At 36.2% G+C, this 12,724-nt stretch carries 15 protein-coding genes and 2 pseudogenes; 5 read left to right on the top strand and 12 right to left on the bottom strand.

Features of this window, described 5'->3' with window-relative positions; genetic code table 11:
* Positions 1-91: 91 nt before the first annotated feature.
* The gene (locus tag C509_RS0122940) at positions 92-1,450 is read right to left on the bottom strand and encodes an IS1182 family transposase (RefSeq protein WP_018705594.1); all 1,359 of its coding nucleotides are present in this window, start codon (positions 1,448-1,450) and stop codon (positions 92-94) included.
* A 642-nt stretch (positions 1,451-2,092) separates the two neighbouring features.
* On the opposite strand from C509_RS0122940, the gene C509_RS0122935 reads away from it, so the two are divergent.
* The 3 genes and pseudogenes from C509_RS0122935 (at position 2,093) to C509_RS24965 (ending at position 4,295) form a co-directional block, all read left to right on the top strand.
* On the top strand, positions 2,093-2,347 hold the full coding sequence (locus C509_RS0122935; RefSeq protein ID WP_018709271.1) for a helix-turn-helix domain-containing protein: 255 nt from the start codon (positions 2,093-2,095) through the stop codon (positions 2,345-2,347).
* 517 nt (positions 2,348-2,864) lie between these two features.
* On the top strand, positions 2,865-3,050 hold the full coding sequence (locus C509_RS0122930; RefSeq protein ID WP_018709270.1) for a DUF3173 domain-containing protein: 186 nt from the start codon (positions 2,865-2,867) through the stop codon (positions 3,048-3,050).
* Positions 3,051-3,088: 38 nt separating this feature from the next.
* Positions 3,089-4,295 (top strand): annotated as a pseudogene (locus tag C509_RS24965) (tyrosine-type recombinase/integrase).
* Positions 4,296-4,496: 201 nt separating this feature from the next.
* On the opposite strand, the gene C509_RS0122920 reads toward C509_RS24965, so the two are convergent.
* From C509_RS0122920 to C509_RS0122910, 3 genes are all read right to left on the bottom strand, one after another.
* On the bottom strand, positions 4,497-4,919 hold the full coding sequence (locus C509_RS0122920; protein ID WP_018709268.1) for a DUF1801 domain-containing protein: 423 nt from the start codon (positions 4,917-4,919) through the stop codon (positions 4,497-4,499).
* Between the two features lie 194 nt (positions 4,920-5,113).
* Complete coding sequence (locus C509_RS0122915; RefSeq protein ID WP_018709267.1) at positions 5,114-5,764, bottom strand: YdeI/OmpD-associated family protein; 651 nt, start codon at positions 5,762-5,764, stop codon at positions 5,114-5,116.
* A 350-nt stretch (positions 5,765-6,114) separates the two neighbouring features.
* Complete coding sequence (locus C509_RS0122910) at positions 6,115-6,558, bottom strand: VOC family protein (protein WP_018709266.1); 444 nt, start codon at positions 6,556-6,558, stop codon at positions 6,115-6,117.
* An 87-nt stretch (positions 6,559-6,645) separates the two neighbouring features.
* On the opposite strand from C509_RS0122910, the gene C509_RS0122905 reads away from it, so the two are divergent.
* Entirely contained in the window at positions 6,646-7,584 is a 939-nt protein-coding gene (locus C509_RS0122905; protein WP_018709265.1) for a helix-turn-helix transcriptional regulator, read from the top strand.
* A 14-nt stretch (positions 7,585-7,598) separates the two neighbouring features.
* On the opposite strand, the gene C509_RS0122900 is transcribed toward C509_RS0122905, so the two are convergent.
* From C509_RS0122900 to C509_RS27290, 3 genes and pseudogenes are all read right to left on the bottom strand, one after another.
* On the bottom strand, positions 7,599-7,778 hold the full coding sequence (locus C509_RS0122900; protein ID WP_018709264.1) for a hypothetical protein: 180 nt from the start codon (positions 7,776-7,778) through the stop codon (positions 7,599-7,601).
* A 17-nt stretch (positions 7,779-7,795) separates the two neighbouring features.
* Positions 7,796-7,981, bottom strand: a pseudogene (locus C509_RS27295) (DUF1963 domain-containing protein); the annotation flags it as partial.
* Positions 7,982-8,070: 89 nt separating this feature from the next.
* Positions 8,071-8,478 carry a DUF1963 domain-containing protein gene (locus tag C509_RS27290; protein WP_018709262.1) on the bottom strand — a complete coding sequence of 136 codons (408 nt, stop codon included), beginning with the start codon at positions 8,476-8,478 and terminating at the stop codon, positions 8,071-8,073.
* A 157-nt stretch (positions 8,479-8,635) separates the two neighbouring features.
* Between C509_RS27290 and map the strand changes: the two genes are divergently transcribed.
* Complete coding sequence (map, locus tag C509_RS0122885; RefSeq protein WP_018709261.1) at positions 8,636-9,388, top strand: type I methionyl aminopeptidase; 753 nt, start codon at positions 8,636-8,638, stop codon at positions 9,386-9,388.
* 195 nt (positions 9,389-9,583) lie between these two features.
* Here map and C509_RS0122880 read toward each other — a convergent pair whose 3' ends face one another.
* From C509_RS0122880 to C509_RS27600, 5 genes are all read right to left on the bottom strand, one after another.
* Entirely contained in the window at positions 9,584-10,090 is a 507-nt protein-coding gene (locus C509_RS0122880; RefSeq protein WP_018709260.1) for an HXXEE domain-containing protein, read from the bottom strand.
* Positions 10,091-10,479: 389 nt separating this feature from the next.
* Complete coding sequence (locus C509_RS24530) at positions 10,480-10,809, bottom strand: GNAT family N-acetyltransferase (protein WP_018709259.1); 330 nt, start codon at positions 10,807-10,809, stop codon at positions 10,480-10,482.
* A 265-nt stretch (positions 10,810-11,074) separates the two neighbouring features.
* Positions 11,075-11,248, bottom strand: coding sequence for a hypothetical protein (locus C509_RS26310; protein ID WP_018709258.1), 174 nt, complete (start codon positions 11,246-11,248; stop codon positions 11,075-11,077).
* 209 nt (positions 11,249-11,457) lie between these two features.
* Positions 11,458-11,706 carry a hypothetical protein gene (locus C509_RS0122865; RefSeq protein ID WP_018709257.1) on the bottom strand — a complete coding sequence of 83 codons (249 nt, stop codon included), beginning with the start codon at positions 11,704-11,706 and terminating at the stop codon, positions 11,458-11,460.
* A gap of 384 nt (positions 11,707-12,090) precedes the next feature.
* Positions 12,091-12,315 carry an aminoglycoside adenylyltransferase domain-containing protein gene (locus C509_RS27600; RefSeq protein ID WP_018709256.1) on the bottom strand — a complete coding sequence of 75 codons (225 nt, stop codon included), beginning with the start codon at positions 12,313-12,315 and terminating at the stop codon, positions 12,091-12,093.
* Positions 12,316-12,724: the final 409 nt, after the last annotated feature.

Genomic DNA, 12,724 nt, shown 5'->3' with positions numbered 1-12,724 from the left:
TGAATCGATTTCATAATTGACGTTTTTGAAAATGGGTTGAGTTACCCTACGATGTTTTTTAATGTTTTTTTAAAAAGGTATTGCGATTTAATCACGCTGTTTTTAACGAATGTTGCTCCATTTCTAGTCTGATCCGGTCTGCGGCTAATTTTGAGGCATTGTAAACAAGCGTCACCAATTGGAAGTGAAGCCTGGCTTTCTTACCGGTCCGATGACGGACATTATTGAGTCCAAAGAATTCCTTTAAGTACGCATTAACCCGTTCAACAGCTGTGCGTTCCTTGTAAAGTTCATTCCACTTTTTCGAACCTCTAGCTGGATGTGTGTACTTGCGGATATCCGTCGATTGCCTGATCTTAAAGGTCATTTGACAAAGGGAATCGAGTCGCAATGGGCAAACTGTACATTCTTTTGGACGTGTGTATTTCAGTGTCTTGTACTTCTGGTCGAAGCTGTCGTAACGATAAGAATGTTCCCGGACGCATGTAGGTGCGAAATGTTCATCGTATCCAACTACTTCCCTTTCATTGCGCTGGTTATATGGGATGACAGCCTGTAGATTCTGATTGATTAATTGCTGATATATGGGCTCATAATCATAACCTGCATCGAAAAGACCGGCGGTAAATAAAGCTGGAAGATCCCGATCAATTTTCTTCAATAATGGGATGGCTGCCTTCCCATCATTGAGATTTCCTGACGTCATTATACCCGTTAGAATGTATTGACTCTTTGTGCTGACGGCTAAATGTCCTTTATAACCAAACCAGAAGGTATTTTTCCCATCACTGTTTTTCTTGATTCCCCATTTTGGTTCGATGGGAGCTTCTTTATACAACGTTTCCACTGATTCGGATAGCTGGTGAACAATCTCTTTCTCATAAATCGGGCGTGCGTTTTCGGCAGCCTGTTTTTCCTTTAACCATTGCTCTCGTTCCACCTTCGGCTTGCGTCCGCGCTTTTTCGGTGTCTGCTTTTCTTTCTTTTTGGAGGCTTGCGCACGATCTCTTGCCTCAAAATGCGTGGCATCGAAGGCGATGTTTTCATCGCTGATATGCCCCTCGTTGATGGCAAGTAGAATCAGTTCATCATGGATATGTGTCATCACATTTGATTCGCTGATGACAGTAATCATCCTTGAATAGGAGGCTTCAGATGGAATTTGGTCCGAGTGAAGAAACCCACAGTCATATCGAAAAACCGGGTCACGTTTTAACCGTTTGATTAGGTCCTTGATTGTCACGATACGCTCCACCACACGAGCGATAAGTGAATAGACCATGGCACCATAATTCAGTTCTCTTGGGGCACCTACTTTTTTTGGTTTATCGAAAAGATTCCAAAAAGGATTCAGATCGATTGTCGAAAAAACAGCCTCAAAGTGGTGGGTAGGTTCCAACTCATATAATTCATGCATGTCAAATAGGCTTGGTTGACGTATAATGGACATAGGGCATCTCTCCAGTCTGTTATGTTTGTGTGGTAACTTACATTATACAGGATTTGGGGAGGTGCCTATTTTTTTACGTCTTGAAAGCCTTGAGCCCCAAGGGCTCGGGATTATGAAATTAACTCGTGTTATTGTTTTTTTAAAAATTTTTCTCTGATTTTTGGCATTTTACAAAAAAACTTGTTGAAGGTAATGAAAGGGGAAATCATCACCCATCTTTGCAGTTTCGAAGAGAGTTGAGTGTATGGTACCGAACGGCAGGTGCGTTGTGCATTTAACGCTTTTTGTAAGCGAGTACTGAAAAATGAAGCAATCAACATATACAAAGAAAGGCAGAAACGGAGATAACATTTTCAAATTTAACACCGCTAGAAGAAAAACAGCTCTATACCTTAGACAAACACTAAAAGGGAGAAGAAATAGAAGGACTTCAAGTAGCTGGTAAGAGAATTACTCCTACACTTCTTGCAAAAGCGATGCATAGCTTGCCAGTTGAGAAGCGTACTATCATCCTACTATACTACTTTTTTAATCTTTCTGATGTAAAAATTGATCAATTGTTCAACATTCCACGTTAGTACTGTACAGTATAGGCGAACGAGTTCTTTAAACCGTTAAGACGTTTTTTGGAGGAACATGCAGATGAATGGGATGATTAATACTAATACGGAAAGAAATGAGCGTGGCTTGTTGCCGTATCCAATCATTTTAGCTGCAAATAAGGGTGAGCTAGAAGCAATGAAAGTAGTTGTTCTACATTATAGAAGCTATATGACAAGTTTATACATGTGTAAGCTCCGTGATGAACAAGGAAACACTTATTGGGGCATCGATGAAGATACACGCGAACGCTTACGAACGAAGCTTATGCAATCTGTTTTAGCTTTCAAAATTTGAATACAGAACGGTTAGGTTTTCCCTTTCATTAATCATATATTTGTTCTTTGACAAAGAAAGCACGGAAGATTACGCCGTGCAGTATAAGCAAAAAATCAGATACGTTCTACTGATGATGAGCCACTTGATTCATACGCCATGACTTTCGTTAGAAACGAGCGATAATCTATGAATCTAATGTAATCGTGGTGGATTGCTGGCGATAACCCATCAGTTAGGATAATGATACTCCCCTATCGTCATGGTTCGAGCGTTTGAACCGTCGCAAGCTATGAGTAGGGCTGGAAGAAATACTTGCAGGGGTGAAATTCCCGTGGAGCTGCACCAGCAGCCGTCTGATTTTTGATATTCAATTTAGCAAGATAGGTTAAAGTAACTATCAAGTTATGACATTAAATCCTTTTAATTTTAGTGCAAGAGCCAAATTCACGCAACGTATTAGAATTAGTTTTATAGACGCGATATAATAATAGACAGATATCAAATAGCATATCCTAGTCTATGGAAAGGAGTTCATATGGTCACAGTCACTAAAAAAGACTTGATAGCACTAGGTTATGGTCCCTCTTTTTCAGCTGATATCATTAGAGAGTGTAAAAAACTAATGATTTCAAAAGGGCATACGTATTATCAATCTAAAAAGTTAGATCGTGTTCCTAAAGAAGCTGTAGAGGAAGTATTAGGGATAACTTTAGATGTGTGATTTGTACTTCTTGCACTAATTGCGTAAGGAGTGAAATCATGACTAAAGATATCGTCAAAAAGGCAAAGAACGGAACTTATTATTTTAGGGCAAATTTAGGATATCACCCCATCACTGGCAAGCAAATTCAGAAGTACCGCAGTGGTTTTAAAAAAAGAAGCAAGGGAAGAATATTCGAGGTTACTGCTTACAAAGTCAGATGCATTAGAAGAAAAGCAAGATGACGTTTTATTCCAACATTTTATTGAAGATATTTTCTTACCTTGGTATAAAACACAAGTAAAAGGAAGAACGTACGATAATCGATTACCAACTGTAAGAAAACATTTCACTTTTTTTAATAACTTAATCACAACAGAAATTACCCCGATTCATGTTCAAAAATGGCAATTAGCGTTATCTAAAAAGAAGTATCGTTCTTCTTATATTAGAAATGTTCAAGGGTTGTTTTCTATGGCAATGGATCGAGCTGTTGTTTTAGGGTTAGCTGAAAATAATCCATCAAAAATTGTAGGTAATGTGAAGAAAACAAAGACAAAAATAGACTTTTGGACAAAAGAGGAATTTGAAAAAGTCATCTCTCTTTTCTATAAAGAAGATTATTATCAACATTTTTTATTTATTTCATTGTGGTTTTTATTTATGACAGGCATGCGAATTGGAGAAGCCACTGCGGTTCAATGGGAAGATATTGACTTTGACAAAGGTCTGTTATATATCGATAAAACACTTTACTATAAGAATTTGGATAATTATTCTTTTGTAGAACCAAAAACAAAGGCTAGTGTTCGTCATATTGCATTAGATGGAGATACATTAACGTTACTCCGCGAATGGAAGGACGTGCAGCAATCTGTCGTTCAAACCAATTTTGTAATGAGCTATAATGGTGTCCCCACACAAAAGCATACGTTAGCGAATGCCATTACACGTTTTTCAAAAAAAGCTGGGGTTCATCGAATTAGATTACATGCTTTAAGACATTCTCACGCTTCTTTGCTTATTAGTATGGGCGAAAACCCATTAATCATTAAAGACCGCCTAGGGCATGAAGATATTGAAACGACACTTGGCACCTACGGACATTTGTATCCAAACAGTAACTTTGAAGTAGCCTATAAATTAGAAGGTATTATGTCTTACCAAACAGCAACAGAAAATGAAGATACTTCACCCAAGAATCAATTCACTGCTCGTTACCTACGTAAAGGTTTAAAAACAAATAATGCAATAACAATGCAATGAAAATAGAGTAAAGAGCCGAAACCCTTGTAAACAAAGGGGTTTCAGCTCTCCTTCTACTACTCCCACTCAGTAGTAACAGCAGGGAAGAACAAAGCTGAAGAAACCGAGAGAAGTAAAATCAACACTCCCATGCAATCATCATATTCTGATAATCAAAATAAATAGTCCTTGAAATATGGAGAGTAGGTTCATGGAAAAGAATCATTCATTTGGATAGGTTTCTTTTAAAAACGATACAGATTGACAGATCAAGGCCATTAATATATCAACGTCAATATCCGCTACTTTGTTGATGTATACACATGCTTTTCCTGTTGTATGCTTTCCAAAATCCTTTAATAATTTGTCTCGTTGTGTGTCACCCGTTGCTAAATATAAACTGATTTTAGCTTTTCGTGGTGAAAAACCAACTAATGGCGCATCACCTTCGTGTCCGGATTTATATTTGTAATGGTATTTTCCAAATCCAATAATACTTGTCCCCCACATTTTTGCTTCATAACCCGTTGTATCAGTAAAAATATCTAATAATTTATAAGCATCTTCACGTTTTCTGGGATTATCTATACTTTCAATAAACTCAATGACACTGCTGTCAGTTTCTTTAGTCTTCAGTTCGTACATAGTTAAATTCCTTTCTAAAGTACTAATAAAGATTGGACCGCTAAATTTTTACCGATTATCTGTTCGTATTGAATGAATACTATATAGCTCTGATAGCATAGTTCTGCAAAGTCTCTTTACCATTTAACATATATGTAACTAATGCGAAATTTAAGTTTTATCCATAAAAGAAGCAAATCACTTTCGTATTCGAATTATCTTTTCTTTTGGTGGAATAAATCGATTGATTTATATCCCTGTGAAAGAATATCGACCATTTGCAGCTGACGCTTTTCACGTGTCTTTTGTTGTTTGGCAGAAAAGATGTGGCGAGCCCAGTTTTTTTGGTAACCGGGTTTTAAGCTCTGAAAGAACTTAAGCACATCCGGGTAATCAGCTAAAAAAGCTTCAATATCTCTAACATTACTCTCATAATCCGCAACACGCTGGCTTACAGGTGATGACTTTTTTGCTTTCTTTTTCTCACGTTTTAATCCAACTACAGTGAAAACATCATCCATACTAACCATTCGTGAGAACTTAATATCACTATTGCCAACATACCCATCCTCGTTCACATTCATTGCTGGAAAAATTTCATCTCTGTGAACAAAGTTTTTATAGCGTGTGTTGCCTTTTTTAGGATAAGCGAAAAATAAATAGCCGTTATCCAGTAATAGTTGGTTGTGGATGATTCTATGCGTGTACTCGACCATCTCATCAACCGTTTCTACAAAAATGAAAATAGCATCATGGTCTTTGTACAATGTTGTTCCTTGTTCAGTAAATACATCATAGTCATTCGGTTGATTAATCACAACCATGTTTGTGTACTTATCGAGTTTCAATTTATCGATAATAGTCATAACAGGCTCCTTAGTTTTAGTTTAAATATATCATCTTATGGGCCAGATGATAAAGATTGTCATATGGCTTCCATAGAAATGTACAATGTGGTAATGTTGAGATTTGAATAAGCAACAATTACTATCCTTTCATCATAACCAATTCGGTCCTCTATTCCGCGAATTGTTCTTCTTACAAGTCTTAAAATGCACCTTCCCTAAAATAAAAGATACGCTCGCTTATAATCGAGCGTATCCATACAACTATTTAAATAACACACTATTGTCACCTCAACACAACTGGTGTTTAGTGACAGTAATGTTTGGCCATTCCGTTGTTGTGTATTAAGAAAGCCCTTTTCGCCCTACATTTAAAAATCATGCACTGTTACACAAAGCTGAATAACAATTCCAAACGGATCCCGTATTATTCCATATCCAGGACTAAATACATTCTTTTCAAACGGCATTAAAACAGTGACCTTCTCGTTTTTCACAAGTGTTTCATAAAGATTTTGAATAACATCCTTATCTTTCGATTGTATGCACAATGAAAAGCTGTTACCTAATTGCCAAGGTTGAGTTGTGTCCATTTCTTCCTCAGCGATCATAAGTTTATTTGAGCCTATTTGCAAAACAGAATGGGTAATATATTCATCTTGCCCCTTTTCATAACTAAAATTAGGATTCATCAATTTCATTTCTTTATAATTTTTTTTCAAGAGTACTTTAGCACCTAAATATTTTTCATAAAAACGAATTGCTGCTGCAGCATTGCCATTCAAAGATAAAAAGGGGATAACTTCAACATTCATTGTATTGCCTCCTTCACAGATATTGGTTACACTTTCAAGTATAATGAATAAAGGTGACAAAAAACGGCATCTTTAAGGCGGGTTTTTATGAAAAAGTCAGAACGTATAAATCAAATGCTGTGCTTCATTAATCAAAAACAACAATTTACACTTCGTGATTTAATGCAGGAGTTTCAAATATCAAAAAGAACTGCATTAAGAGACATTGCATCACTAGAAGAAATAGGCGCACCTATTTATACAGAGTACGGTCGCTATGGAGGATATCGTTTACTTAATCAAATACCCCTTCCCCCTATTTCTTTTAACAGCCAAGAAATTTACATACTTTATTTTGCCATGCAAGCACTACAAAGTTTTACAAATTTACCTTTTCAAGTATCTTTTCGTACAATACATGAAAAATTTATAAATGAATTATCGGAAAATCAAAGACAAGATATAGAGAGAATGCAGCATCGTGTATCTTTTCGACATACAGATCAAATCAAAGACAGTGCATATTTAGAAGTTTTATTAATGGCAGCTGTTAAAAATAAAGTATTAGAAATAGAGTATCAAAAGGAGTTCCAAAAGAGCATTCGCACTATTCAACCGATCTCGGTTTATCCGATGAAAGGCTATTGGTATTGCCAGGCTTACGATATCCAAAAAAAAGCTTACCGTGTTTTCCGCTGCGATCGTATAACATCTGCTAAGACAACAAATATGGAGCCTATAAAGGATTTGAATGAAATTACTATAAGAAACGCTCAATCACTTTGGAAAACCTCAGAACAGGCCGTTCAATTTAAATGTATGATCAATCATGCCGGGATAGAGCAATTCCAACAGGAACATTATCCTTCTATGAAATTAACTTATGAGTCAGGAACTCCATATATGGTTGGGTGGTATGAACCAAGCGAACTTGAATTTATTATTAAGTATCTTGCTGGCTTTGGAAAATCCATCAAAATAATAGATCCCCCCATTCTAAAAGAAAAATTAAGACAATACTTTAGAGATTTACTTAATAATGTTTAGAGCATACTTTTAGATTATTCATATTGGTTTGAACCTCTAATGGAAGAGATGCACGTGTTCACCATCACTTTCAAATTCTGAAAAGGTAAAACATCATCCCTGGTCATCTGATGTAACATTTCTTTTAATCGCGCATCTATCATGTCTATATCGTCAACAAAACTTAACCATTTAATATTTAACGTACCTGTCATGTTGGTTTGGAGACTCCTTAGAAGCTGTAGATATAATAATATAGCTGCGAAAAGGCTTCTTTCTCAATAAAAAACTGCATGGTGCCTGAATCATAAATCATCGCATACGTTTTTTGATCACTGCCCTCCATATCCAATTGAAACAGCAGTTCGTAAACAGCATTCTTTTCATCAAAGCTTGATTGATCCATAAATGCATAGCCCCCGACTTTTTGCCACTCCCATCCGTTTTATCATGATACTTCAAGTACTCGGGACCCCTGTTGGCAGGTCATAGTGGATTGACCGCGGATCAGTGAAGGAAACCAACTCTTCCTTCATTGTTGCTTTTAAGCATAGGGACCTCCATATACGATTGGTTCGACTCTTCATATTCCTCCTCTTCATCAGAAAACGTCTCTATGTCACCAGATGGCTCAAATTCCTCATAATACCTGCAATAGTAGCCATCCTCGTAAACACCGTAATCTTCGTCCGCCAGAACAAAGAACTGTAAAGGACCATGGTTTGGATAATCCGGTAGCTTGGGCAGCTGTGAAAAATTAAGCTGTGCAATGAGCATGTACGGAGTACCACTATCATGGACCGGGATACTATCACCTGGCTTACAGTAAGGCTGCCCACCTAGTTTACTGTCTGTGAATGTGACAGGCTCTTCTGCTGTATGTAATGCAATTGTTGGCTTCTTTGAACTTTCCATAATACCCTTTCCTTTCTAACGGCGTATATGCAAGTGAAGAGCAACGACTGTATAAAGGCAAGCCAAAACATGCACAAGATAGATGCTTAGGCCGTAAATTTGTAATACTAATTAAAATAAAGAATAATGTAAATAGTACTTAGGAAGGAAGATCAACATGATAACTTTAAAATCAGAGCGTGAAATCGCTATGATGACGAAGGCAGGACAATTGCTTGCTGACACACATAAACAAGTAGCAAAGATGATCGAGCCTGGTGTAACAACCTGGGAAATTGAAGAATTTGTAGATGGTTATTTACGCAAACATGGAGCCATCTCAGAACAAATAGGTTACAACGGCTACAAATACGCCATTTGTGCAAGTATTAATGATGAAGTCTGCCACGGTTTCCCACGAAAAACTCCGCTAAAAGAAGGTGATATTGTAACCATTGACACTGTTGTGAATTTGAATGGTTACTTAGCCGATTCAGCATGGAGCTATCCAGTCGGAGAGGTCAGCAACCTAACGCAAAAACTACTAGAGGTCACTAAAGAATCTTTATATAAAGGTATCGATCAAGTCAAAGTTGGGAATCGAATCGGTGATATCGGTCATGCCATCCAAACGTATGTGGAAGCTCAAGGATTTTCTGTGGTCAGGGATTTCATAGGTCATGGCATCGGTCCAACGATGCATGAAGAACCTAAAGTTCCACATTTCGGTCTGCCTGGAAAAGGACCTCGTATAAAGGAAGGAATGGTTTTCACGATTGAACCAATGGTAAATATCGGAGACTACCATACCAAAATGGACAATAACGGATGGACTGCCCGCACAATGGATGGCTCTCTCTCCGCTCAATATGAACATACTATTGCAGTTACAAAAGCTGGGATTATTATTACTACTTCCCAGGAAGATTAATATAACTAATCTTTACCTCAAAAAATAGCCTTTGCCTTCATGAGCAAGGGCTATTTTTTTGGGTAATCGGAAAATAGTGGAAAGAGGGTTAAAAAGTACCCTCTTCCATTGCATTTTATCAGTGTGGAAAAGTCAGCACCATGTGGGCCGATCCATTTCCATTTTCCTCCTTTTTTTATACTACGATTTAATAAATCAAAACCACTTTGCTGCTATTTTATGACTGAAGAGGAATATAGGTATAAAAATGACTATCACTAAAAAGGCACCTATCATGGTTTGTATGGTAAAAGCACCTGCTTTGGAGAAGTGATCAAAAAATAAAATATAATAGGGTATAATCAGAAATATGGATGTCCAAACCCCAGGCGTGTAGCATTTTAAAAATAAAGATTGTAATGGATGAGTAAAAATGTTTAATGCGAAAAACAGATTTAAGCCCACAAATAAAAAGACAAGTTGTGTGGTTGCAAATATTAATAACAACACAGAAGCAAAAATGGATAACACAAATACAACGACCGCAAACCGTATGGATGTCATATCTTTAACACGATTGATCTCCTTTTGTGCAAATAAAGGAATTTTTTTCCTCACTTTTGGATAGGTTTTTTTCAACCATCTTTCGACCATTATGATCTCCTCTAGATTATGGAGCATAAATATCATTAGAAAAGTTAACATCCATATTTCAAGATTCATAGTTCCCCTCCAATTCATTTGTACCTATATTGGGTGTTTGCACCTCCAAATAACAATAGGTCAAACCCTTGATTCACATATTTCATAACATTGTTCTTTCGGTTTTGATTTATAGTTACATTGAATTGAAATAATTTTCAGTTTCCTTAAAAAAGATAAATTTGAATCACAAAACAAATTAGGTGACCATTGAAACGTTTTACTTTAAATAGCTATGGAAAAGGCTCTTGAACATGTATTTCATTAAAAAGAGAAACAAAATGTAGAGTAGCCAGAAACTGATCGTCTATGTCGGCTTTTTTATACAAAAAGGAAAGTTTTTATTCCGGATGTGTGCCTTGAATTGAGGGCTGCATAGCATTGTTTACCCATATAACAAGTCCCAATCATTATAAATTCTTTTTCATAACAACCCTATTCTCATACACTATATAGTTATTTTTTAGATAAAAAGCTTCTGCAAGCCCTCCGGTTGCAGTTAATAAATAAATGCTTTGAATATCTCTTTTCTTTAGTTCTTCTTCTAGATAAAGAAGTAGTTTTGAACCGTAGCCCTTGCCTTGAATTTGATTGTTTATACAAAACTCTGCTAAATAAAAGGTTAATCCTGTATACATTTTTTTGCTATTTCCCGCAATAAATCCAATTAAAGTGTCATTTTCTAGAAATTTATTAGGTAATAGTAACGCTAAACTTTTAAATCTTTTCATTGTCTTCATACGGTTGTATCAGTTTGCTTTTTGCCTATGTCTTCTAACAGAAGATAACATCCATCCATTCCTGTTTTTTTGTATTTCTTTTGCAGGTATTGATGAATATTCGTCAGCCATTTCTTCTCCGCTTCGGTTAAATGACGTTTTATAATTGCAATGAAATCAATATCGCTAGAACCATCAATATATGCATTAAGAGCAATGGACCCATGTAAATAAAACCCTTCAAGGGTATTCGGAAGCTGTTCACTAAATAAAGTATGATACTCGTTTAATATAACAAAAAACCAAGGAATTTAGGCGTATGCATTAAATCCGATAGTCTTTCATTAACAGTTTGATACGTCCAGGTCTCATCCCAAGGCCTACAATTAAAAACATTTATATATAGTTCAATACACTCTTCCAGCTTATCATCTGTAATGGGAATGATTGTTCCAGTCATTATAACCCTCCCATAAGTTATTTTCATGATCTAGCAAATTTTCTTCTATCCTCAACAATATGACCATAACATCAAGAAAAGCCAAATTCATTCATATCTTATTCAACTTTTGGTCCAAGTAAGAAAAAGACACTTTTCAATTCAGAAAAGCGCCCAAATCTTGAAGAAAAATGGCATGATCATTGCTCCATAAATCCCTTTTAGTCCATTCAGCTTTTTGCAGTATTAAACATTTTAAATGCTACAAAATAAGCGGCAGTAGCAGTAGCAATAGCAATAATTATTGTTAGATCTATTGGTACAAAAGTTGCCTCAGTAAAACCCGCTTCTTGACTCAGATTACCCTCCATTGCAAAAAAGTCTGGAGTATAAAAGGCAGTTAAAATAACACCTGATAATATTTCAAATACAATATAAAACAATATAAAACTGATTATGAATGCAAAATACCTTTTCATACGTATCCCCCTTTAGAACCCTTTTGGATTTTAGTGTATCATATTTTTTCTGAATTTTCATTCCTCTATACTATACGCCTTATTGCCTTCTTTCCACTGATTTGCCACTCAAGGTTATGGCCAGCAGTATACCTGTTCCTCTCGATTAGCAGAAAAAGCTTCAATCAACTCATTGCCAAAAAATTAATTCTTGTTTCTTCATAATACATCTTCACATATTTCCCAGCAAAGGCTATTCTTCAGTCGCCGTACTGAGGCAGTAGGTCAACCTTACCAACACATTTCAGTTGAATTTTTTAAAAAATTTCTCCTTCTCTACAAAGTATTCTCTACAAACTTTGCATTTCCTTCACCTTATTTTTAAATTGCTCTTTTTAGTCCTTTTTACATTTTATTACAATAATTATAAATGTAATTCATACATTGTATAGTGTCATCAATCCGGTGTTTTTTGGAATGATAGTAACGTATTCCTGATCCTTCTCGAATACTCACTGCTTCTTTAATAACGTTATGCCACCTTTCAGGCATATAATTGATTGCATATTTACCAGCATCGACTTTAGAAATGATTTCATGTTCTCTAAGCGTATAGAATTGGCGCAACATCCCGGTAATCGACCATTGTACCTCCTGATCTAAATATTTTTGACTGGGATGGGGACTCTTGAATCCATAAAATATCTCCTTGATGATTAAACTTTAACCAATTTATATACAAGCTATTGAAACTTCTTATTTGTTTATGGCACACTAGAAATGTAGGAAACGGCAGCTAATTTATGTACATAAAAAAGGCCACTTGCCAACATCCGAAAAAATACATACACTCCTGTTTGGGCATATCTTTACAGGAGGTAGTATAGGAGATGTTAGCAATGGCTGAAGTTAATTATATCAGATACGAAACGAATACAAAAGGTCGCAGCTATGCAGAAGTAGCACGGCAGATGGGGGTAGATCGGCGGACGGTGAAAAAGTATTCCGACATGGAAGATTTCAATCCGGAGAAACCGAT

The sequence above is a fragment of the Siminovitchia fordii DSM 16014 = CIP 108821 genome (assembly GCF_000374565.1).
GTDB classification, from domain to species: domain Bacteria; phylum Bacillota; class Bacilli; order Bacillales; family Bacillaceae_C; genus Siminovitchia; species Siminovitchia fordii.
The sequence above is the reverse complement of the archived record's forward strand: the minus strand, read 5'-3'. Positions and strand labels throughout refer to the sequence as shown.